General features: G+C 40.3%; 18 protein-coding genes and 1 pseudogene. 14 read left to right on the top strand and 5 right to left on the bottom strand.

All coding sequences use genetic code 11. The annotated features are described in order from the left end of the window. The first annotated feature begins 419 nt into the window (after positions 1–419). From RMY00_RS28125 to RMY00_RS28110, 4 genes are all read left to right on the top strand, one after another. Positions 420–1,664 (top strand): glycosyltransferase, encoded by a 1,245-nt coding sequence (locus RMY00_RS28125; protein ID WP_322650691.1) that lies wholly within the window; start codon positions 420–422, stop codon positions 1,662–1,664. Positions 1,665–1,940: 276 nt separating this feature from the next. Further along, entirely contained in the window at positions 1,941–3,608 is a 1,668-nt protein-coding gene (locus RMY00_RS28120) for a glycosyltransferase (RefSeq protein ID WP_322650750.1), read from the top strand. A gap of 653 nt (positions 3,609–4,261) precedes the next feature. Further along, positions 4,262–4,939, top strand: coding sequence for a response regulator transcription factor (locus tag RMY00_RS28115; protein ID WP_322650690.1), 678 nt, complete (start codon positions 4,262–4,264; stop codon positions 4,937–4,939). 52 nt (positions 4,940–4,991) lie between these two features. Further along, complete coding sequence (locus tag RMY00_RS28110) at positions 4,992–6,236, top strand: sensor histidine kinase (protein WP_322650689.1); 1,245 nt, start codon at positions 4,992–4,994, stop codon at positions 6,234–6,236. Between the two features lies 1 nt (position 6,237). Here the strand turns inward: RMY00_RS28110 and RMY00_RS28105 are convergent, their stop codons facing one another. After that, on the bottom strand, positions 6,238–6,522 hold the full coding sequence (locus RMY00_RS28105) for a peptidase (protein WP_322650688.1): 285 nt from the start codon (positions 6,520–6,522) through the stop codon (positions 6,238–6,240). 386 nt (positions 6,523–6,908) lie between these two features. Here RMY00_RS28105 and RMY00_RS28100 point away from each other — a divergent pair, with 386 nt between their 5' ends. From RMY00_RS28100 to RMY00_RS28090, 3 genes are all read left to right on the top strand, one after another. After that, on the top strand, positions 6,909–7,403 hold the full coding sequence (locus tag RMY00_RS28100; protein ID WP_322650687.1) for a DUF4363 domain-containing protein: 495 nt from the start codon (positions 6,909–6,911) through the stop codon (positions 7,401–7,403). A gap of 300 nt (positions 7,404–7,703) precedes the next feature. After that, positions 7,704–9,404 (top strand): iron uptake porin, encoded by a 1,701-nt coding sequence (locus RMY00_RS28095; protein ID WP_322650686.1) that lies wholly within the window; start codon positions 7,704–7,706, stop codon positions 9,402–9,404. Between the two features lie 375 nt (positions 9,405–9,779). Next, positions 9,780–12,308, top strand: coding sequence for a mannose-1-phosphate guanyltransferase (locus tag RMY00_RS28090; RefSeq protein WP_322650685.1), 2,529 nt, complete (start codon positions 9,780–9,782; stop codon positions 12,306–12,308). A 326-nt stretch (positions 12,309–12,634) separates the two neighbouring features. Here RMY00_RS28090 and RMY00_RS28085 read toward each other — a convergent pair whose 3' ends face one another. Further along, complete coding sequence (locus tag RMY00_RS28085) at positions 12,635–12,937, bottom strand: hypothetical protein (RefSeq protein ID WP_322650684.1); 303 nt, start codon at positions 12,935–12,937, stop codon at positions 12,635–12,637. A gap of 315 nt (positions 12,938–13,252) precedes the next feature. On the opposite strand from RMY00_RS28085, the gene fldA reads away from it, so the two are divergent. Further along, on the top strand, positions 13,253–13,765 hold the full coding sequence (fldA, locus tag RMY00_RS28080) for a flavodoxin FldA (protein WP_322650683.1): 513 nt from the start codon (positions 13,253–13,255) through the stop codon (positions 13,763–13,765). Positions 13,766–13,832: 67 nt separating this feature from the next. Next, complete coding sequence (locus tag RMY00_RS28075) at positions 13,833–14,585, top strand: alpha/beta hydrolase (RefSeq protein WP_322650682.1); 753 nt, start codon at positions 13,833–13,835, stop codon at positions 14,583–14,585. A 102-nt stretch (positions 14,586–14,687) separates the two neighbouring features. Here the strand turns inward: RMY00_RS28075 and RMY00_RS28070 are convergent, their stop codons facing one another. Together RMY00_RS28070 and RMY00_RS28065 are read right to left on the bottom strand one after the other, a co-directional pair. Then, positions 14,688–14,966 carry a DUF2442 domain-containing protein gene (locus RMY00_RS28070; protein WP_322650681.1) on the bottom strand — a complete coding sequence of 93 codons (279 nt, stop codon included), beginning with the start codon at positions 14,964–14,966 and terminating at the stop codon, positions 14,688–14,690. A gap of 6 nt (positions 14,967–14,972) precedes the next feature. After that, a pseudogene (locus tag RMY00_RS28065) lies at positions 14,973–15,206 on the bottom strand (DUF4160 domain-containing protein). A gap of 162 nt (positions 15,207–15,368) precedes the next feature. On the opposite strand from RMY00_RS28065, the gene RMY00_RS28060 reads away from it, so the two are divergent. Further along, entirely contained in the window at positions 15,369–15,764 is a 396-nt protein-coding gene (locus RMY00_RS28060; RefSeq protein WP_322650680.1) for a hypothetical protein, read from the top strand. A gap of 156 nt (positions 15,765–15,920) precedes the next feature. On the opposite strand, the gene RMY00_RS28055 is transcribed toward RMY00_RS28060, so the two are convergent. Beyond that, entirely contained in the window at positions 15,921–16,862 is a 942-nt protein-coding gene (locus RMY00_RS28055; protein WP_322650679.1) for an N-acetylmuramoyl-L-alanine amidase, read from the bottom strand. A 581-nt stretch (positions 16,863–17,443) separates the two neighbouring features. On the opposite strand from RMY00_RS28055, the gene bchH reads away from it, so the two are divergent. From bchH to RMY00_RS28035, 4 genes are all read left to right on the top strand, one after another. Beyond that, positions 17,444–21,172 carry a magnesium chelatase subunit H gene (gene bchH, locus RMY00_RS28050; RefSeq protein ID WP_322650678.1) on the top strand — a complete coding sequence of 1,243 codons (3,729 nt, stop codon included), beginning with the start codon at positions 17,444–17,446 and terminating at the stop codon, positions 21,170–21,172. A gap of 59 nt (positions 21,173–21,231) precedes the next feature. Then, complete coding sequence (locus RMY00_RS28045) at positions 21,232–22,098, top strand: hypothetical protein (protein ID WP_322650677.1); 867 nt, start codon at positions 21,232–21,234, stop codon at positions 22,096–22,098. A gap of 107 nt (positions 22,099–22,205) precedes the next feature. Continuing rightward, positions 22,206–22,427 carry a type II toxin-antitoxin system HicB family antitoxin gene (locus RMY00_RS28040; protein WP_322650676.1) on the top strand — a complete coding sequence of 74 codons (222 nt, stop codon included), beginning with the start codon at positions 22,206–22,208 and terminating at the stop codon, positions 22,425–22,427. Further along, positions 22,427–22,612: a type II toxin-antitoxin system HicA family toxin gene (locus RMY00_RS28035; protein WP_322650675.1), complete on the top strand. Its 186-nt coding sequence runs from the start codon at positions 22,427–22,429 to the stop codon at positions 22,610–22,612. The genes RMY00_RS28040 and RMY00_RS28035 overlap by 1 nt, the downstream gene beginning before the upstream one ends. Positions 22,613–22,653: the final 41 nt, after the last annotated feature.

The raw sequence follows: 22,653 nt of genomic DNA, 5'->3' as shown, positions 1-22,653 counted from the left end.
GATATGTTATGGGGTGCATTACAATCTCCGTAACCTACCCTACAGTTACTATTTATCACGGATGATTTCGGATTGGGACATTAGACCTACTAATAATCAGAAGTCTTCATATAGCCTAGATAAATAGTATATATTTGCTGACTCAGCTAACTAATGGTACAGTATTTATTGTTTGTATAAAAAAACTTTAACTATCCATAAATATACCATAAAATTAAGTGGTTAAATATAAAGCTTAGATGAAGTTTAGGAAAATATTTTGAATTGAGGCGTGGAAATTACTAGACTTTTCAAAACAGCTAACTGCAATAAAAAGCATTCACCAAATTTTAACTAACCAGGTTCAGTCAATCAAGCCAGCAGATGTTCGGCTTTGTTTCTCTCGGTTTTTACGCATCCTTCTTCTGTAAGGTGAAATTATGAAGACAAACTCATCCAACTCGCTGTTAACAGTACCAACTGGGCCACTAAAGATTTCAGAGTTGCCCCCTAATGGTGTAGGTATAAGTGGTGAATCTATCCATCTTTCCCTAGTAATTCCTACTTATAAAGAACGTGACAACATCAAGAATGTGGTCAACATATTGAGTCAGTTACTAGATGAATCTATTCCAGGACAATATGAATTGATTGTGGTGGACGATGATAGCCCAGACCGAACTTGGGAAATAGCACAATCCTTGACGACAGAATACCCTCAGTTGCGGGTGATGCGACGCCAACAGGAGCGGGGGCTATCAAGTGCGGTGATTCGTGGGTGGCAAGCAGCCACAGGGAATATTTTGGGGGTAATTGATGGAGATTTGCAGCATCCACCAGAGGTGCTGATGCAACTGTTGCGTAGTGTTGAGCAGGGAGCAGATTTGGCAGTAGCCAGTCGTCATGTGGATGGAGGCGGCGTCAGTAGCTGGAGTGTTGCTCGGCGTATCTTGTCTCGTGGCGCTCAGTTGTTGGGCTTAGTGATTTTGCCGGGGGTACTGGGAAGAGTTTCCGACCCCATGAGTGGTTATTTTATGGTGCGTCGGAGTGCGATCGCCAATGCAACACTTAATCCAGTTGGCTACAAAATTCTCCTAGAGGTAATCGGGCGGGGAAAAGTAGAGCAAGTTGCCGAAGTTGGGTATGTGTTTTGCGAACGCAAAGAGGGTGAGAGTAAGGTGACATGGAAGCAATATGTAGATTATATTCACCACTTGATACGGTTGCGGCTCTCCACAGGAAGAGTAGGACGATTGAGTAGAAAAGTCAATTTCCCTGTTGGTCGATTCGTCCGCTTTGGGTTGGTTGGCTTTAGTGGTGTGTTTGTGGATATGGCAATACTTTACTTGCTCAGTGATCCGACTACCTTGGCTTGGCCACTGACGCGCAGCAAAATTATTGCTGGTGAGATCGCAATTTTAAATAATTTTTTCTGGAATGATGCTTGGACATTTGCGGATGTCAGCGCCAGACAGCAAGGATGGAAGCAACGCCTGAAGCGGTTTGGGAAATTTAACGCCATTTGTCTTGCTGGACTGGTATTGAATGTACTGATATTAAATTTGGTATTTAATTTTCTTATTCCTAATCGTTATATTGCCAACTTTATTGCGATCGCAGTTGCTACCGTCTGGAATTTCTGGATTAATTTGAAACTTAGCTGGCGCGTCACTGATGTGAAATAATCACAACGAGGGATTTGAGATTTTGATTTTTGTTCTTAGACTTTAGAACGAACTAAAATCTAAAACGTCAAATCTACAAGTCCATTTGTGTGAGGCCCGGCAATGAGAGCTTTTTTCCAAGGTGCATTTGATTTTTACAGAAAAATTATCTCGTTGCTACCTGTCTATGCTGCCCGTTTTTTGCCCATAGTAGATGCAAATTCTACCTTACAACGCAAGTATTGGCATAATTGGCATCGCCTCCCTCCTTTTTGGCTTCACCCCTTGCTGAACTTAATGTGGTTAATCATCGGCATCAGTTTACGTCTAACCAACTTGACTGCAAAGCCTCCTTGGACTGATGAGTTTGCCACCTTGGTGTTTAGCTTGGGGAATAATTTTTTATCAGTACCTCTAGATCAAGCGATCGCGCCTGATATCTTATTACAACCACTGCAACCAAACCCAGCAGCTAGTATTGCTGATGTGGTTCATAACTTAGTTACACAAGATAATCATCCACCACTGTATTTTGTGCTGGCTTTCCTGTGGATGAAATTATTTTCCAGCGACGGAGGTTTAATATCGCTGTTTGGGGCGCGATCGCTACCAGCTATATTCGGTGCTGCTTCTATACCGTGTGTTTACGTATTAGGCAAAGTAGCATTTCGCTCGAAATTAGTGGGGCACTTGACTGCTGCCATGATGGCAGTATCACCCTATGGCGTATTTTTAGCACAAGAAGCGCGTCATTACACTTTAGCAACCTTATGGGTAATTGGTTCTCTCACCTGCTTAGTAATTGCTACACGTCATATTAAAAACCGTACACCTTTACCTATATGGGTAGCACTTTTATGGGTAGGAATTAATGCTTTAGGATTTGCTACTCATTACTTCTTCAGCCTCACCCTCTGCACAGAAGCCGTAGTTTTGATTTTTCTTGCTTGGCTGCAATTGCAAACTAGCAGCAAATTTTCTCTTTTCTTCTCTCTTGGCTGGCGGCGCATCTATGCCGTTGCTGTAGGTACTTGTGTGGCTGGTTTAATTTGGGTACCAATCTTTTTAGAGAATAGAAATCGTGATAATTTAACCGAGTGGATTCGAGGTTCGCGTGTTGGACTAGAGTGGTTAAGCCCAATTTTTCAAGCTTTAGGAACATTGATTGCAATGATTTCCTTATTACCAGTTGAATCTTCACAAGCTTTGGTTGTGATTCCTTCTGGAATAGTGATGCTGACTTTCTTTATTTGGGCAGTACCAATTTTGCTGCGTGCAATTAAGATTCAACTACAGCACCCAGAAAACCGGATTATGATTCAGGTGTTTGCTGGAGTAGTGAGCAGTGCGATCACTTTATTCTTTATCTTTACGTACTTTTTGGGTATTGACCTGACTAGGGGTGCTAGATATAACTTTGTTTATTTTCCTGCGATCGTTGTTTTACTAGGCGCAAGTCTCGCAGTTTGTTGGCATCCCCCCAAGGAAATAAAAAGCATAGGTAAATGGGGAATAAACGGTAAAAAAGCCGTGATGTTAATTTGGCTAATGGGATTTTTCAGTGCAGTTACAGTAATCTGCAATCTCGGCTATCAAAAATATTATCGCCCTGATCTGTTTGTGCAACTAATTCAACAAACATCCCCAATACCAGTACTGATTGCCACTACCCACAAAACTTATGTACACACAGGGGAAATGATGGGAGTCGCTAGGGAGATTAAACTTGCCAATTCACTCCAAAAACCTCTGTTTCTCCTTGCTCATCAAGACAAAGACCCGAATATTTCCACCATTGCTTTGGAAAATACTCTAAATAAGTTACCACGACCTTTTGACTTGTGGCTGGTAAACTTTCATGCACCTGTAGCAGAAGCCGTCAAAACCTGCGTTATATCTGATACTCAATCAATGCCTGGTATAGATGGTTACGAATACAAACTTTATCATTGTCAGCATAGTTAACAAGCCGGGGAGTATTAGACTCCTTGCAGAAGTGGGGTAAAGGGGAAGGGGTAAAGGGGAAAGGGATGGAATTTCCCCAAACCCAGTAACCTTTGACCTTTCCCCGACATCTTGGCATTTGTTACTTTTGCAAGATGTCTATTGAGGCTGAACAATTCAAATTCCAAGTCTCTCTCCTAGAAGGCTACTGTGTACACACAAGTCGGAAAAACTTCATCCATCAAAGATTCGCGGTGCGTTACGCTGGCATGACAAAGCTAAATTGTTGCAGTCATGAGATGCTTACAACTGGCTACACCTACGCATTTGTTAGTTTGGCGAACGCATTTGTTATTTCGGCGAACTCATCTTAAAATTTTCTCTATATCTTGTGAGGAGGGCATCTTGCCCGCCCTGATTATGTAACTTCAATCCTGATTAGCTTACAGGCAGAAATTAGTATTGAGAAAGTACGTTAACCCGCATTTCTCACAAGTTTTAAATGCAGAGGGGATTGAACTTAGCACATTCAACTCTCCTCTGCTCCCCTGCCTCCCTGCTCAGGGTTTTGAGAGATTTGGTGAGAAATCCGGGGTTAAGAAAGTACGCGTCACTATCCCTATTTTATCAGTTTTGAAAAACAATAATCTTGGTGCTAACAGGAAAAAACTGTTATGAAAATTCTTTTAGTTGAAGATGAATATCGGATTGCAAAAGCACTTGCAGAAGTACTAATTGACCAAAATTATCTTGTTGATATTGCTAGCGATGGCCAAGTAGGATGGGAGTTTGCTAAAGCCTTTCCTTATGACTTAATAGTGTTAGATTTAATGTTACCAAAGTTGGATGGTATAACATTGTGTAGACAACTACGGCAAGAGGGCTACTCTATACCTATTATGTTGTTAACGGCAAAAGACACTAGCACAGACAAAGTAATCGGGTTAGACGCAGGAGCAGATGATTATGTTGTCAAACCCTTTGATTTACAAGAACTAATGGCTCGGATTCGCGCTTTATTAAGGCGGGGAATTACTATTTTACCCCCTGTGCTTGAGTGGGAAAAATTGCGTTTAGATCCAAGTAATTATGAAGTTACATATAATGGACAATCAGTACATCTGACTCCCAAAGAATATAGAATTTTAGAATTGTTTTTACGTCATAGTCATCAAGTATTTAATCGCAATGATATTTTGAAACATCTTTGGTCTTTTGAAGAGCCACCAGGAGAAGAAACAATCAAGGTTCATATTCGGAGTTTAAGACAAAAATTGAAATTTGCTGGAGCTAATGTTGATTTTATTGAGACAGTATATGGTTTAGGTTATCGACTAAAACAAACTTTTTAAATTGATGCTTCAGGCTTTAGGCAGGCGACTTTTATTTTCATATCTAGGTGTCATGGTAACAATTTGGGGGACTTCTACCACAATTGTCTATCATTTTTTATCTTATAATCTTTATCAAAAGTTAGATAGTGAAATTATCACTTTAGCAAATGCAGCTTCTCACAACTTAATAGCAGCGCCAGTTGATAAAAAAGCAATCAATACTAAAATACCTCGAATTTTAGATAATGATGATGATGGAGATTTAGATATTCCTTGGCAAGATTTACGTGAAAATCATCAAGGAGTAGAATGGTTTGATGCTAATGGTCGGCTATTAGCTAAAGCGGGAACCACTATTTCTCGAATATCTTTTACTACTAACTTTGACATTAGCCAACACAATAAAATTCGCAGCATTACTATTCCTGTTTATCTGCATAGTTTAACTGGAAGAAAAAAAAAGCTTCAAGGGTATGTGCGGGTAAGTGAATCTACAGAAGAATTAGAAGAAGAACTAGATAGACTCTTATGGGGATTTGAGTTAGGAGGACTGATTGTAATAATTCTTAGCGGTTTAGGTGGTTGGTGGTTAACAAGACAATCTTTACAGCCAATTGAGCAAAGTATTCAGCAATTAAAACAGTTTACTGCCGATGCTTCCCACGAGTTGCGTAGTCCTTTAACAATCATTAAAACTTCAGTTGAAGTTATCATGAATTATCCAGATAGAATTCATCCAGCTAATTTAAATAAATTGGAAGCAATATCATCTGCAAGTAATCAAATGACTCGATTAGTAGAAGATTTACTTTTATTAGCTCGAACTGATGCAGTAACTAGTACTCAAGTGATGGCATGGATAACTATTCCTTTAGATGAACTATTAGAGGATTTAGTAGAGTTTTTGGAACCGCAAGCGGTATTTAAGGAAATTACTCTCAAGTCAGAAATATCAACCGAAGTTTTTATCAAAGGCGAAGCTATTCAACTAAAGCGATTATTTTCTAATCTGTTGCAAAATGCTTTGCACTATACACCTAAAGGAGGGACTGTCATAGTTTCTCTGGTTAAACTTGAGCGGTTTGTAGTCATAAATGTTCAAGATACTGGTATTGGTATTCTTCCAGAACACATTCCGTTAATTTTTAATCGCTTTTGGAGGGCAGATCAAGCTAGAAATCAGCGAGAGGGAGGCTTAGGTTTAGGATTAGCTATTGCATTGGCGATCGCTAGAACTCATGGAGGAGATATTAGCGTCACCAGTGAAATCGGTGTTGGTAGCTGCTTTCAGGTACGTTTACCATTAGCTTCTTAGTTTAATTATTAGGGTTTTGCCGAGTTTTTTTACCAAATAAACCAGACATATTTAATCCTGTCACCAACAATCCTAGAAGTCCTAATCCATTCAAAATTGGGTAGATTCCTTGCAGATGAAAGATTTCGCCTGTATGGATACTCAAGAGGAAGCTAGCTGGAACTCCTATACCAATAGACCACTCACGGACAAAGGTTGTTAATATCCCAGTCAGCACAGTTAACACAAGTGGCACAGATAGCATGATGCCCAGGATACGATGATACTTACGAAATGAACGTTTCATGTTATTTTTCCGGTAGTAGAAACTTTTTCCCAATACAATGTAGGCTCAATATCACCTAAAATACAAATGAGATGAGAAAAATCGAGTCTTGTCTGACAAGACCCGAAGTCAGCAATTGGTGTGAGGAGTCTTGATAGACTCTGTTCTTAAGGTAAAGCATGACAAGTAAAAAACTCGGAAAGAGAAAATATTGGTTCTTTCCGAGTTTTTTACCTTGATAGCTTTAATATTTAAATGACAAAAATATTACCTAATATTTTTGTTCATAGTCAGCGTAAAATATGAACGCTAGTACAGGTCAAGACCCAAAATTAAAGCATGGGTGACTTTTGATTTCCGCTTTCCGGTACTAGTCTACACAAACGAGTTTTGGTGAGGAGTTTAGAATGAATCGTTTTAATCCAGTACTGATAGTTGCTGCAATCAGCATGATGACTTTGGTTGGATGCAATAAGAGTGAAGAACCTACTGCACAGACACCACCTGCTGGGAGTTCTATCGCTGATACAACAGCCACTCCTGCTGCGACAACCAGCCCTGATGCAACAGCCACTCCCTCTGCGACAACCTCCCCTGGTGCAGTAGCCACTCCCGGTAAAACAACTGAATTTCAAGGTCTACAAGGTGTTGTTATCAATACTAAGGCCGCAGTTGAGGCAGGAGATTTTACCAAAGCTAAAGGGGAATTTGATAAATTCGAAGATTTCTGGTCAAAGGTTGAGGATGGAGTTAAAGCTAAATCTCCCACTACCTACAAAGAAATTGAAGATAAATCCGATGAGATTAAGGCAGGACTGAAAGCCTCTGCACCAAATAAACAGAAATTGTCAACAGCTTTAGGGGTTCTTAACAAGGATGTCACTAGTGTTGCCAAGCCTTAAAAGCTAAATACATAGACTGAGTATTTGTTGGCTAGTTTGCTAGCAGTACGTCAAGTTGAAATTGATGGATAAGCAAGTTTGTAGTAATGACTTGAGTCCTTATTTTCTAAGCACTTTAGTGCTTACTACAAACCTTCAAAATTAACTTAGACATTGTACTAGTACAACACGGCGTAAATAAAGCAACTATTTCAAATCGTTCAAAAGCCTATCTTCTAAGCTTTTTGAATTTTGACTTTGAATTTTTGACTTCCGCCTTACGGTACTAGTCCTGATTAATTTTTTGTGTGAGAAATAAAAATGTTAAAAGCAAAAGTTCTTTGGAGTTTTCTTCAGCAGGCTCCATTCGTTGTGCTTGTTGCCTCAGTTGTTGGTTATGCTGGGCTGGCAATAGCATCTCCTGCAAATGATACCACATCAAAACCTGAAAATAACCAAACAGAGCAATCTCTAGAGTCTCCGGCAACTGCTGATGCTGTCGCGCAAGTTACCTCTGTATCTCAATTATCAGATGTGCAGCCAACTGATTGGGCATTTCAAGCACTGCAATCATTAGTAGAACGTTACGGCTGTATTGCTGGATATCCTAATAGTACATATCGCGGTAATCGAGCGATGACGCGATATGAATTTGCGGCGGGTTTGAATGCTTGTCTACAACGTATCAATGAACTGATTGCTACCTCAACTAATGATTTGGTTAAAAAACAAGATTTAGCCAAATTACAAAAATTGCAAGAGGAATTTACCGCCGAACTAGCAACCCTGCGCGGTCGAGTCGATGCGCTGGAAACACGCAGTGCTGAACTAGAACAGCATCAGTTTTCTACCACTACCAAACTCAATGGTGAAGCGATTTTTGCAGTAGCAGGGGTTGTGTCAGGAGATAATGCTAGAGGAGGAAAAATCAATCGCAATTCTATTTTAGGCGATCGCATCCGCCTCAACTTTGATTCTAGCTTTACAGGCAAGGATTTACTAAGAACCCGACTGCAAGCTACAAATCTGAATGCCTTCTCTGCAAATTCGACGTTTACACCAGAAGGTGACTTACGGTTTGCTGGCGGTACTTTTGATAATGGCAACAACAATGCTGTTGGGATAGATGCGCTATTGTATCAGTTCCCTCTGACTCAGAAAACAAATGTCATTGTTGAAGCAAACGCAGGGGCGGCTGATGATTTTACTAATACAGTAAACCCTTACTTAGATGGAGATGGTGGTAGCGGCGCTCTTTCTCATTTTGGGACTCGCAACCCTATTTACTATCTAGTGAATGGTGCTGGTTTGGCAATTCAGCATCAGTTGAGCAAGAATCTAGAATTAAGTTTGGGGTATTTAGCTAACGATCCTGCTAATCTTCAAAATGGAAGTGGTTTATTTAAGGGGGCTTATGGAGCCATAGGCCAGTTAACGGTCAAACCGACTGATAAATTCACCCTTGGTTTGACTTACGTTAATTCTTACAACAATGATTTTACTGCCAATGGTAGTACAGGCAGCAACCGTGCTAACCTGCGATCGGCTTTACTGAATAATCCTAATTTACCAGATGATTTAGCTGCATTTTCTGGTACCGATTTGCCAGTATCTAGTAATGCTTATGGTGCAGAAGCATCATTACAACTGAGCGATAAATTTGTCTTGGGTGGCTGGGCTGGCTACACTAACACTCGGATCTTGGCAAGCAATGGCAGTGGAATTAATCGCGGAAGTCTTGATATTTGGAACTGGGCAGTTACTTTAGGATTCCCCGACTTTGGTAAAAAAGGGAACCTAGCGGGTATTGTGGTTGGCATGGAACCTTATGTCACAAATTCAAGTGTTGCCCAAATTGGTAAAGATAAGAACAATTCCTATCATCTAGAAGCGTTCTACCAGTATAAGGTGAGCGACAATATTACCATTACTCCCGGAGTTATTTGGTTGACTTCACCGGATAACAACAACAATAACAATGATGCTGTCATTGGTGCGTTAAGAACTACTTTTACTTTCTAAAGTTCATAAGGGATTTCCAGTTAAAAAACATCCCATTGTAGGGGCGGACAGATATGCCGCCCCTACTCTGTATCATGAGTCTGTTTCAATACTTGTCGGGTTTTGAGGAAAAGGCAAACAAAAAACCTTTACCCTTTACCCTTTAACCTTTTCCCCCAATCCAATTCTGACTTAAAAATGCTTTACCCCAGCAGTATTGGAGTCTGTTTTGGTCAGATGCCCAATACCCTATGACCAATCCCCAATGCCCCAATGCAGATGCATCTTATGGAAGTTCCTCAAATATCGATATCCATAGGAGACTAGAGAAAGAAGAAGAAAATATATCTGACACGTTTTCAAGCAGCGAAGGCTGTAATTAGTTAAGGAGGATTTATGCGTGCAGTACTGATGGCGGGGGGTTCGGGAACGCGGCTTCGCCCGTTAACTTGCGATTTGCCTAAACCGATGGTGCCGATCCTTAATCGACCAATAGCCGAACATATTATCAATCTTCTCAAACGACATCAAATTACAGAAGTTATTGCCACATTACATTATTTACCTGATGTGTTGCGAGACTATTTTCAAGATGGCAGTGATTTTGGTGTCCAGATGACTTATGCCGTCGAAGAAGATCAACCTCTGGGTACAGCAGGCTGTGTGAAAAACATTGCTGAACTTCTTGATGAAACCTTTTTAGTCATTAGCGGCGACAGCATAACAGACTTTGACCTCACAGCTGCGATCGCATTTCACAAACAAAATAAGTCAAAAGCTACTTTGATTTTAACCAGGGTTCCCAACCCGATTGAATTTGGGGTAGTGATTACCGATGAGGAAAGGCGAATTCGGCGGTTTTTAGAAAAACCCTCTAGTAGTGAAATTTTTTCCGATACCGTCAACACTGGTACTTACATTCTCGAACCAGAAGTTTTGGAATATCTGCCAGCAAACATTGAATCCGACTTTTCTAAAGACTTATTCCCCTTACTCTTAGCAAAAGATGAGCCAATGTATGGCTACATCGCTCAAGGTTACTGGTGCGATGTTGGTCACTTAGATGCCTATCGGGAAGCTCAATATGATGCATTAGATCGAAAGGTAAATCTCGATTTTGCTTATAAAGAAGTTTCTCATGAGTTATGGGTAGGACAAAACACTTACATCGACCACACGGCTATTATTGAAACCCCAGCAATAATTGGTGCTAATTGCCGCATCGGGCCAAGAGTCCAAATTGAGGCAGGAACTGTAGTTGGTGATAATGTCACTATTGGCGCTGATGCGAATCTCAAACGTCCCATAGTGTGGAATGGGGCATTTATTGGCGATGAAGCACATCTTTCGGCTTGTGTAATTTCCCGTGGCGCTCGTGTAGACCGCCGCGCCCATGTATTAGAAGCTGCTGTTGTAGGTTCGCTTTCCACGGTGGGAGAAGAAGCCCAAATTAGCCCTGGCGTGCGCGTTTGGCCCAGTAAAAAGATTGAGTCAGGGGCAGTTTTAAACATTAACTTAATTTGGGGGAATACCGCCCAACGGAATTTATTCGGACAACGTGGTGTCCAAGGATTAGCTAATATCGACATCACCCCAGAATTCGCCGTGAAACTGGGATCTGCTTACGGTTCTACTTTAAAACCTGGTTCTAAGGTAACGGTTTCTCGTGACCAGCGTAATATCTCTCGAATGGTGACGCGATCGCTCATTGCTGGTTTAATGTCAGTAGGTATTGATATTCAAAACCTTGATGCTACAGCTATCCCCATTGCCCGCACGGTTATACCTACAATGTCGGTAGTTGGTGGTATCCATGTCCGGGTACACCCCGATCGCCCTGATTACATTTTGATTGAATTCATGGATGCCAAGGGCATTAATATCACCAAAGCCCTGGAAAAGAAAATTGAAGGGGCTTATTTTAAGGAAGATATGCGGCGGGCGCTAATTCATGAAATTGGCGATGTATCTTATCCTAGCCAAGTCATGGATCGCTACTGCACTGCTTTTGAGAAACTATTGCATGTTCATACACTCCGCAACAGCCGCGCAAAAGTGGTGATTGACTATGTTTATGCCGTATCGGGGGCAGTTTTACCCCAAATGTTGGATAAATTTGGTGCTGATGCAGTGGTACTGAATGCCAGTGTCAATAAAACGGCGATGTCAATCACCGATCGCGAAGGATTGCTGACTCAGTTAGGTCATGTAGTAGAGGCATTAAAAGCTAACTTTGGTGTGCAAGTATCCGCTAATGGAGAACAACTAATTTTAGTTGATGAATCAGGCTACCCAATTCGTGGGGAAACTTTAACTGCACTGATGGTAGACATGATTCTCACGGCTAACCCCAGAGGAACGGTAGTTGTACCAGTTCATGCTTCTAGTGCTATTGAACAAGTCGCCCGCCGCCACGATGGCAGAGTAATTCGCACTAAAGCCAACCCTACAGCTTTAATGGAAGCTTGTCAAAAAAACTCGAATGTGGTGTTAGGAGGTAGTGGAGATACTGGTTTTATTTTCCCGCAACTGCATCCGGGATTTGATGCCATGTTCTGTATTGCAAAGATAATTGAGATGTTGACTATACAAGAGCGATCGCTTGCTGCTGCGCGGTCAGAATTGCCCCGTGTAATTCACAAAAGTTATACAATACGCTGCCCGTGGACAGCTAAGGGTGCTTTGATGCGTTACTTAGTCGAAACTCATCCAGCTCAAAATCTAGAACTCATCGATGGAGTAAAAATTTGTCAGCCCTACGATGACAGTTGGCTGTTAGTTTTACCAGATGCTAGCGAACCACTGGTGCATTTGTATGCAAATAGCAACGATCGCGATTGGGTAGATGAGACTGTGAGAAACTACCGCACCCGTGTTCAGTCGTTTGTGGAAAGACAACAAGAATATCAACCAGCCGAAGCGTAATTCGTAATTCGTAATTCGTAATTTAATTTTTTAATTACGAACTACGAATTATCTTGATCATCAGCCCAATTATCGGAAGGAAAGTAGGCTTTCACTTTTGCGTCTGTATTTTACTCAAAATATTAAAATTGACCATATAGGTAATTTATATTTATAAATTATCCAATTTAAAATATTACTAAAGAAAAAATATAATAATCCTAAATTATTCGTGAAAAGTTAGATCCCCGATTTCTTTAAGAAGTCGGGGATCTTGACACCGCGACAAATTAAATATAATTCCTATTGCTAACCTCCCAGGATACTTTGAGAGGGATTAAAAATTATTATCGAGGGCATTCTGGTAAATTTCTCTCAGCGTAATTGCAATCAAAATAAATTAGAGCTTCTCTAGTAGAGTTAAAACTCCCATCTGTGTAGCGTGGATCACTATTTGGACTTGCTTCATACAACCAGACTTTCAAATAGTAACGGCTATTATCATCAGTAGACCATAATTCATAACGGTAATTACCTCCTGAACCCTGACTATTTAAATAGTCAGCTAGTACTTTATTTGATGCAAACAACAAGCTCAACACAGTCAAAACAGGAATTACAGCTACTTTTAGTGTTTGGATGAATTTCATAAATGCACAAAAAATTTACTTTCTCTAGCTTCTTTTACCGACGTATCTTTTGAAACTAGTAATAATTCGGAATATTGCGTGAGCATATCCTAAGTCACTTACAGTAAGTAGTGCCTGAATCAACGCCCGTCCGCCTTTTGGGTTTGTTCCTGAAATACTTTACAAAATTTAACCTAAATTAAATGATAAAAACTCTCAATAAGTCTGGTAGGATATCTTCAGACTTATTGAGATAGATATTCATTAAGTGAAAATATATTTCAACAAGGCAAATAGGTATTTTGGCGATCGCAAATCCATATATCAGGTGAAAGTATGTCGAAAAAAATCGGTCTGTTTTACGGTACTCAAACTGGCAACACTGAATCTGATGCTGAAAAAATCCGGGATGAGTTTGGTGATGAGGTTGTAACATTACATCCCATTTATGAGGCGGATGCTACCACCTTTGATGAGTATGAATTGTTGATTATTGGCTCTCCCACTTGGGATATTGGTCAACTTCAGAGCGATTGGGAAGGTTTTTTCCCCGATCTGGATGAAATAGATTTTAGTGGTAAGCTGGTTGCCTATTTTGGTGATGGAGACCAATATGGTTATGCCGATAATTTTCAGGATGCAATGGGAATTCTAGAAGAAAAAATTTCCCAGCGAGGCGGTAAAACTGTTGGCTACTGGCCAACAGAGGGTTATGATTTCGAGAATTCTAGAGCTTTGAAAAATAGCAAATTTGTTGGACTGGCACTTGATGAAGGTAGTCAATCTGATTTAACAGACGAGCGAATTAAAACTTGGGTTGCTCAGTTGAAAACAGAATTTGGTTTGTAAAGATTAGGGGCACGCAGCTAGCTGTGCGCCTCTATTGAAATTGATAATTTAGAAGTTATAGGTAGTTATGTCTGATTCATTTGATGTTCTGTGGTTAAATGCTAGTCCTATTTTGAAGCGTTTTGATAAACCATTACTTGAATATTTATCTGGGTATATGAGAATCGCCCAATGGGAATACCAGCAAACCAAAGATGAAGCCAGTTCCATAGATCAAGCTGTGGAGTTGCTATATGAGTTTTTAGAATGGCGCGATCGCCCTGTGCATTTGGCAGGTCATGGGATGAGTGGTGCGATCGCCTTAAGCTTTGCGCGGCGATTTCCCGAAAAAGTGCGATCGCTCACCTTGCTAGCTGTAGCAGCTCAACCTGCAAACAATTGGCAGGCTCACTATTACTTTCAACGACAACTTTTTAGCATCAGCCGTGAGCTAGTTTTAGCAAGCAGCGTTCGCAGTCTATTTGGAAATCAACCGCCTCATACCACTAAAAAGTTAGTAGCTGCCTTAGATAAAGATTTAGAACAATCTCCCTCGTCACACTCTTTATTTAAGTTGGTTTATTTACCAAAAGGTGGAGTTTCTATGCCAATGATGGTATGTGGTAGCAAGAGCGATCCAGTAGTCAACTCAACTGTATTGTATGACTGGTTGAATTGGTTGAAGCCAGAAGATAAACTCTGGGAATGCCCAGAAGGATATCATTTTTTTCACTATTTCTATCCTCAACAGGTTAGTGAAAAGATTTTAAGTTTTTGGCAACACCACAATCCGCATTTGGTAGAAGCATCTGCACTATCTTTTAGCAGTTCTACAAATTGATGTCTGGCAACAAGCCTTACAGCTACCCACTTATGAAATTTGGGGTGTAATGGGGTGCGTAGCTTGCCGCCGTAGGCATCGCTAATTAACAGTTTTTTGCTCTTACGCACTATGACTTAACTTATAGTTAGGAATAGGCTGATTGCTAATCACTGCATAGAGAACATCTGGATCGAGATCGGCTCCTGATTGCCATTGGATTGTGCCTAATTCGTGGTTTAATTCAACCTGAGCAAAGTATTTTTGCTCTTGCAAAGGTGCAAAAACACCTGTAAATTTAATCAGCTTACTGATATCAACTATTCCTTCCATTTTGTCTTCAAAACAGATATATAGTTGATAATTTTCTCTTGGTTCCACTGCAATAATATCTTTTAACATATTTTACTACTCCAATGGTAAGATCCCATTGAGGGTTTGATTATCTCTAGCTAGTTCCCAGTTTTCCATCAATTCACTCTGATGTAAAGTCGCCCATTCTGATATCAGTTTAAAAGCTCTAGAGCTAAGTTTACCTTCTAAAATTTCTAAGGTTTCAATACTAATAATGGCTTTGTGTTAATTGTATCTTACGTGAAAATGTAGGGGCGGATGGTCATTATAATACATAGTGATGATCATCCCGAAAAAACGACTAATTTCTGGCATACTTTATTCCCTCTTCAGGATGTATTGGAAGGCAATGTGCGTCTACACCTTAACTAACATCTAACATTGGAAGATCGGGTACTAAAAACTTGCCAAATGGCAAGTTTTTAGTTGGCATTTCTACGAGGCTTCTGATTGTACACAGAAGTATTTGAGAATACCCTGCGGAATAATCCTCAAGAAGTTTATGAGGAATTATTATCCTCAATTCTCTGCCCTATAGATTTGGCAGAAAATCCAAATTGGGCATCAGCTGAAGAGTTACGCACTACATTGGCTCAAAATTGGAATTTGCCGCCTGATAGTCAATTCATTGATAGGGTTGTAGAAGAAGCTGAGGCAGAACGTCATGTACAACTTCAACAGCGAAAACAAGAAGAAGACCGCATGATTTGCCGTGAACATGATGGCTGTCCTGCTTGTATTCACACTACTTACTGTACAGAAAGAGATGAGCAAGTATTGAAGGTTAGCCGTTTAGTTGGTGAAGCTATTTTGCACTGTTTCGTGTATGAGTTAAGAATTGAATAAATGTGTCTACCGCCCTGGTTATTTCTCTTATTAATAAAAGCTATCCTGAAAGTGCATAGCTATAGAACCATTTTTTCCGTAATAACCAATCATATAAGTTCGTAGTAGGTGCTTCAGCGCTAAAGCCCCAACTACGAACAATGTCTACCTCTGAATCTAACTAATTAATTTTTGCCAGCTAGCAGGGCCGATAATCCCATCTGCATCTAAACCATTTTGCTTTTGAAAGTTCTTAACTGTAAGCTCTGTTTGCGGCCCGTATATGCCATCATTCTCAACACCTAAACGGTATTGCAAGTATCTAACAACTGCGCCACCAGCATGGTTTGGCCTAAGAATTCGTTTTGCCAAAATTAGATTTATGGCATTCCATGTAGCTTCGTCAGCAGTTCCAGTCGGTTGAACTCCGACAATAGTTTGAAATTTTTCTACGGCAGATTTTGTATTAGCCCCGGTAAAGCCATCTTCTACTAACGCCTTACCATTTCTATCAGTTATTTTGAGTCGATTTAAGGATTTTTGCAGTCTCAGAATAGTGGCATCTGCATTATCTTCCTCATCTTGTACAGGGTTAACAGGAACACTTGGTGCTTTTCCAGTTAAGCCTTTAACGATCGCATTAGCCATTGCTTCTGGATTAAAAAGATTCATATCTTTTTGCGAATCGAGAAAGCAACATTCTATCAAGATAGCAGGCATATTTGTATTTTTCAGAACAAACAAGTGAGAACCACTTTTAATACCGCGATTAAAAAATCCTAACTTGACGATTTCATCTAATACAGGTTTAGCAATTTTTGTACCTGTATCACTAGTTGAAAATACTTCTGTACCATTAGCTTGCCCGTTAAATAAGTTAAAATGAATCGAGACGTAGATATCTACTTTACTTGCGTTAGCTGTAGCACATCTTTTTGCAAGCGATTCACGTACTGTACTAGCACTACTTGGTTTACATACTACGACTTCATTTCCTAAAGCTCTTAACTTAGCTATAACTCTATTACCTACATCTAAAGTTAAATTATCCTCAAATTTAATACCTCTAGCTCCCGTGTCTGGTGGACAGTTATGCCCGCTATCTATTCCAAATTTCATGATTTAATCCTCTTACTTATTTTTACAGTAATTCAAAACTACTCTAATTTTTTAGACAAAGTTTTGTTAGCAAATTTATTTTAGTAATTGTTGGCAATATCAACATTATTTGTAGCATTACTAGGCTGGTAGACAAAATCAGTTATTTTCCGAACTTGAACAGTAAATCTTATCTGGTTAAATTTACTAATTTAAATTCATATTGGAATAAAAAACACAACCCTCATAATTTATCAAAATCGGGAAGAACTAGGTGATTGTTGCAATAAATTGAAATGCAGCAATTAACCGCATTATCCAGATAATAGCGCTTCGTAAAAGTAGAAAGCTATGACAAATGTACTTATTTCAATGCAAGCTAAAAGCACTGCTTGATATAAAGTGTGCTTATAAAGCCGTAAACCCTCTTCAAGCTTGCCTCTTTGCATTCCTGTTAACCTTGAACGGCTGAACACATAAGTAAGAGTGAAGTCCTAACTCCTTCAAAGAATTACTAAGCAGAATCTGTGGGTAGATATTTAACAATCAGCCTGAAAGCATGTTTAAAATTTAAGTAAAGAAATATTTCGTAGCTTACAGGCATGAAACGCATCGTCTTGGTTGCTGGGTTTGAATCGTTCAACGCTGATTTGTATAGAAAAGCAGCCTTTTTGGCTAACTCTCGCTGTCCTGAGTTGGATATTCGGGTATTTAGCGATCGCGATCTTACCAACAAACGCACTGAGGTAGAAGCAGCACTTGATGGCGCTGATGTGTTTTTCGGTAGCCTCCTATTTGATTATGACCAAGTTGTGTGGTTACGCGATCGCATTGCCCAAATTCCCATTCGCCTAGTTTTCGAGTCAGCCTTAGAATTAATGAGTTTAACCAAGCTGGGTGACTTTGCCATTGGCGACAAACCCAAAGGAATGCCAAAACCAGTTAAATTCATCCTTGACAAATTTAGCAACGGACGAGAAGAAGACAAACTTGCTGGCTACATCAGCTTCTTAAAAATTGGCCCCAAACTACTGAAATACGTCCCAGTGCAAAAAGTCCAAGACTTACGCAACTGGTTAATTATCTATGGTTATTGGAATGCAGGCGGCCCAGAAAACGTCGCTTCATTATTTTGGACACTAGCAGAAAAATATTTAAATTTAAAAATCGGCGACATTCCCCCGCTAATTGAAACCCCCAACATCGGATTACTCCACCCCGACTATCAAGGGTTTTTTGAATCACCAAAAGCATACCTGGAATGGTATCAGAAGAGGGGAGTAGGGAATAGGGAATGGGGAATAGGGAACATGGCTAATTCCCACTCCCCACTCCCCACTTTCCACTCCCCAATTGTAGGAATTCTCCTCTACCGCAAACACGTCATCACCAAACAACCATACATTCCCCAACTGATTCGCAGTTTTGAAAAAGCCGGCTTAACTCCTTTACCCATCTTCATCAACGGCGTAGAAGGACATGTGGCGGTACGAGATTTAATGACAACCGACTATGAAATTCAGCAACGACAACTAGGTAATATAGAAACTCCCTCACTATCAAGTGAAGCAGTAAAAGTAGATGCGATCGCTTCAACAATTGGCTTTCCTCTCGTGGGTGGCCCGGCTGGTTCAATGGAAGCTGGTCGTCAAGTAGAAGTAGCAAAGCGCATTCTCAGTGCCAAAAATGTACCTTATATTGTTGCTGCACCACTATTAATTCAAGATATTTCCTCGTGGACACGCCAAGGTGTCGGCGGATTGCAAAGCGTCGTGTTGTATGCATTACCAGAATTAGATGGGGCTATTGATACCGTTCCCCTTGGTGGTTTGGTGGGTGAAAATATTTATCTGGTTCCCGAACGGGTGGAGCGATTAATTGGTAGGGTAAAAACTTGGGTGGCTTTGCGGCAAAAGCCTGCATCAGAACGCAAGATTGCGATTATTTTATATGGTTTTCCTCCTGGTTATGGTGCTGTGGGTACAGCTGCATTATTAAATGTACCGCGTAGTTTGCTGAAGTTTCTCCATGCACTCAAAGAACAAGATTATACCGTTGGAGATTTACCCGAAGATGGGGAAGAATTGATTCGCTGGGTAAAAGAAGCGGATGAAATTGATGATACAAAAAATATTCCCGTGTCTGTTAACGCCCGTACCTTAGAAAAATGGTTGGGATATCTGCAAACTTCCCGCATCGAAAAACAATGGAAATCTCTCACAGGAACTGGTATTAAAACTTATGGCGACGAATTCCAGATTGGCGGTGTGCAATTAGGAAATGTATGGATAGGTGTACAACCACCTTTGGGGATACAAGGCGACCCGATGCGTTTAATGTTTGAACGAGATTTAACGCCACATCCCCAATATGCTGCTTATTATAAATGGTTGCAAAATGAGTTTCAAGCTGATGCTGTAGTTCACTTTGGAATGCATGGAACGGTGGAATGGTTGCCTGGTTCTCCGTTGGGGAATACGGGTTATTCTTGGTCGGATATTCTGTTAGGAAATTTGCCTAATCTATATATATATGCGGCGAATAATCCCTCGGAATCGATGTTGGCGAAACGTCGCGGTTATGGTGTGTTGATTTCTCATAATGTACCGCCTTATGGGCGTGCAGGTTTATATAAGGAATTAGTGGCGTTGCGTGATTTGATTTCGGAGTATCGGGAAGATCCGCAAAAGAATTATGTGCTGAAGGAAGGGATTTGTAAAAAAATTGTCGACTCTGGGTTGGATGCAGATTGCCCATTTGAGGATGCGAAGAAGTTGGGGATTGCGTTTACGCCGGAAAATGTGCGGATGTTTAGCGGTCATGCTTTTGATGATTATTTGGTGGAGTTGTATGAATATTTGCAGGTTTTAGAAAATCGGTTGTTTTCTTCGGGGTTGCATACTTTGGGGGAAAAGCCGAGTGAGGAGGAGTTGGGGGCGTATTTGGAGGCATATTTTGGAGGGGAAGAGGAAGAAAACGAACCGCGAAGGCGCAAAGGACGCGAAGAAGAAAGAGAAGAGGAGGAAAGGTTAATAAGGGATTTGTTGATGCAATCTACGGATGAGTTGACGAATTTGTTGAGGGGGTTGAATGGGGAATATATTCCGCCTGCGCCTGGGGGAGATTTATTAAGGGATGGGGCTGGTGTTTTACCGACTGGGAGAAATATTCATGCTTTAGATCCTTATCGGATGCCTTCACCTGCGGCGTATGAACGAGGGCGAGAAATTGGTCAAAAAATTATCGCGCAGCATTTGGATGAATATGGGAAGTATCCAGAAACGGTGGCGGTGATGCTTTGGGGATTGGATGCGATTAAAACTAAGGGTGAATCTTTGGGGATTCTTTTGGAGTTGGTGGGGGCTGAACCTGTTAAGGAAGGGACTGGTAGAATTGTTCGTTATGAGTTGAAGCCGTTGGCTAAGGTTGGACATCCCCGCATTGATGTGTTAGGTAATTTGTCTGGAATTTTCCGGGATAGTTTTGTAAATATCATCGAATTGTTGGATGATTTATTTCAACGGGCGGCTGATGCTGATGAACCGGATGATCAAAATTTTATTAGAAGACATGCTTTGGTTTTAAAAGCCCAAGGTGTAGAGAATGCATCGGCGAGATTGTTTTCCAATCCGGCGGGTGATTTTGGTTCTTTGGTGAACGATCGCGTGGTTGATGGTAACTGGGAATCTGGTGAGGAGTTGGGGAATACTTGGCAAAGTCGCAATGTATTTAGCTACGGAAGAGAAGATAAAGGTCAAGCTAGACCGGAAGTTTTGAATACTTTGTTAAAAACTAGCGATCGCATTGTTCAAGAAATCGATTCGGTAGAATATGGTTTAACTGATATTCAAGAATATTACGCCAATACTGGCGGTTTGAAAAAGGCAGCAGAAAAACAAGGCGGTAAGAAGGTTACAACCAGTTTTGTAGAAAGTTTCTCGAAGGATACTACACCGCGCAATTTAGATAATTTGCTGCGAATGGAGTACCGCACTAAGTTGGTAAATCCCAAATGGGCGCAAGCGATGGCGAATCAAGGTTCTGGTGGTGCGTTTGAAATTTCTCAACGGATGACGGCGTTGATTGGTTGGGGTGGTACTGCCGATTTTACCGATGATTGGGTTTATGATCAAGCGGCTGATACTTATGCTTTAGATGCAGAGATGGCGGAGAAATTACGCAAGGCAAATCCTGAAGCTTTTCGCAATATTTTAGGGAGAATGTTGGAGGCACATGGGCGGGGTTTCTGGGAAGCTGATGCAGATAAGTTAGATAAATTGCGGCAATTATATGAGTTGACAGATGAGGAGTTGGAGGGTGTGACGGTTTAGTGAGTTGGGTAGTTAGGCATTGTTAATGCATTTTACTTAATTGTTGAACTAAAAAATATATGACTTCGTTCTTTTGTCATGAAGCTGCTAAAGACAACAAATACAATGTTATTAGAGATGAACCAAGATTTTCACAAGATAAAGAATTTATTGAAGAAATGTGGTCACAGTATCAACCATATGCAGATAGACATTTTTTATTGGAAAGTAGAAAAAATTTTAAGCAACGTATATGGGAAATGTACTTGACGTGTTCATTGATTGCAAAAGGATTTTCAATTACTTCAGATGATAAAGGGCCAGATATACGTATATCAAAAGAAGAGGTAGATATTTGGATTGAAGCAGTAGCACCAAAAGCAGGTGAAAAAGATGACGCTGTTACAGAGCTGCAAGATCGAACTACTAGACGAGTTCCTGATGATCAGATTAAACTACGTTATCGTTCAGCTATTGAAGAAAAATACAACACAAAGTACCAAAAATACCTATTAAATAAAATAGTTAAGCCAAATGATTGTTACATTATCGCAATCAATGGCAGTGCGATACCATCTGCTAGACGTGAAAGTGAGATTCCCAGAATTATTCGTAGTGTCCTTCCTTTTGGCAATGAAAGTCTAATAATAAATGTTGAAAAACATGAAGTTGTAGACCGACTTTATCAGCATCAAGATCAAGTAAAAAAAGTAGCTGGTTCTTCAGTTTCAACAGATATTTTCCTGAATAATCAGTATGATAGGATAAGTGCAGTGCTATATTCATGTGTAGACGCTCTCAATCGTCCACAGGAGTTTGGAGATGATTTTGTGTTACTACACAATCCCCTTGCAAAAAATAAATTAGAGCGAGGATTGATCAAGCTTGGTAGAGAATATAGGGTCGAAAATTCAATTTTGGAATGCACTAATTGGGTAAATCAATAAGCCGCTAAAAAACAAGCTAGCAAAACCCGTAAAGTAAATGAGGCTAGGTTTTGTCTTTAAGGTGTACGTCAGCATTTAATATCTCGTAACATTCAAGAGCAAATTATATGGAAAATTCTTTTACTGCTATATATGAAAAGATACATGATTGGTATATTGGTTACGTTCAAGAGTTACCTGGTGCAAATGTCCAAGAGAGAACTCTGGAAGAAGCTAGAGAAAGTCTACGGGAAGCGATAGAGTTAATTTTAATATCAAATCGGGAACTCGCAGAGCAACAAATTTCCGGTAAAGATGTCGTCCGCGAACAGATTACTGTCAAATTATAGTGAAAAGACGTGAATTGATTCGCCATTTGGAAAAGAACGGCTGTTTGTTTCTTCGAGAGGGTGGAAAGCATACGATTTATTACAATCCATCAAACAACAGAACCTCGGCAGTTCCAAGACATACTGAGATTGTTGATATTTTAGCTATCAAAATTTGCAAAGATTTGGAGATTTCCCCGCCCTAGTGTTGTTGTGGTATGGGTAATATCATATCCGCATAATTAGT

The organism is Nostoc sp. ChiVER01, assembly GCF_034531155.1.
Taxonomy (GTDB): Bacteria; Cyanobacteriota; Cyanobacteriia; order Cyanobacteriales; family Nostocaceae; genus Nostoc.
This window is presented reverse-complemented; position numbering and strand designations above follow the sequence as displayed.

Excerpts from the sequence above, each read along its gene's own strand:
- RMY00_RS28125 (WP_322650691.1), top strand. The coding sequence starts at position 420 with ATGAAGACAAACTCATCCAACTCGCTGTTAACAGTACCAACTGGGCCA.
- RMY00_RS28120 (WP_322650750.1), top strand. The coding sequence starts at position 1,941 with ATGTGGTTAATCATCGGCATCAGTTTACGTCTAACCAACTTGACTGCA.
- RMY00_RS28115 (WP_322650690.1), top strand. The coding sequence starts at position 4,262 with ATGAAAATTCTTTTAGTTGAAGATGAATATCGGATTGCAAAAGCACTT.
- RMY00_RS28110 (WP_322650689.1), top strand. The coding sequence starts at position 4,992 with ATGGTAACAATTTGGGGGACTTCTACCACAATTGTCTATCATTTTTTA.
- RMY00_RS28105 (WP_322650688.1), bottom strand. The coding sequence starts at position 6,522 with ATGAAACGTTCATTTCGTAAGTATCATCGTATCCTGGGCATCATGCTA.
- RMY00_RS28100 (WP_322650687.1), top strand. The coding sequence starts at position 6,909 with ATGAATCGTTTTAATCCAGTACTGATAGTTGCTGCAATCAGCATGATG.
- RMY00_RS28095 (WP_322650686.1), top strand. The coding sequence starts at position 7,704 with ATGTTAAAAGCAAAAGTTCTTTGGAGTTTTCTTCAGCAGGCTCCATTC.
- RMY00_RS28090 (WP_322650685.1), top strand. The coding sequence starts at position 9,780 with ATGCGTGCAGTACTGATGGCGGGGGGTTCGGGAACGCGGCTTCGCCCG.
- RMY00_RS28085 (WP_322650684.1), bottom strand. The coding sequence starts at position 12,937 with ATGAAATTCATCCAAACACTAAAAGTAGCTGTAATTCCTGTTTTGACT.
- fldA (WP_322650683.1), top strand. The coding sequence starts at position 13,253 with ATGTCGAAAAAAATCGGTCTGTTTTACGGTACTCAAACTGGCAACACT.
- RMY00_RS28075 (WP_322650682.1), top strand. The coding sequence starts at position 13,833 with ATGTCTGATTCATTTGATGTTCTGTGGTTAAATGCTAGTCCTATTTTG.
- RMY00_RS28070 (WP_322650681.1), bottom strand. The coding sequence starts at position 14,966 with ATGTTAAAAGATATTATTGCAGTGGAACCAAGAGAAAATTATCAACTA.
- RMY00_RS28055 (WP_322650679.1), bottom strand. The coding sequence starts at position 16,862 with ATGAAATTTGGAATAGATAGCGGGCATAACTGTCCACCAGACACGGGA.
- bchH (WP_322650678.1), top strand. The coding sequence starts at position 17,444 with ATGAAACGCATCGTCTTGGTTGCTGGGTTTGAATCGTTCAACGCTGAT.
- RMY00_RS28045 (WP_322650677.1), top strand. The coding sequence starts at position 21,232 with ATGACTTCGTTCTTTTGTCATGAAGCTGCTAAAGACAACAAATACAAT.
- RMY00_RS28040 (WP_322650676.1), top strand. The coding sequence starts at position 22,206 with ATGGAAAATTCTTTTACTGCTATATATGAAAAGATACATGATTGGTAT.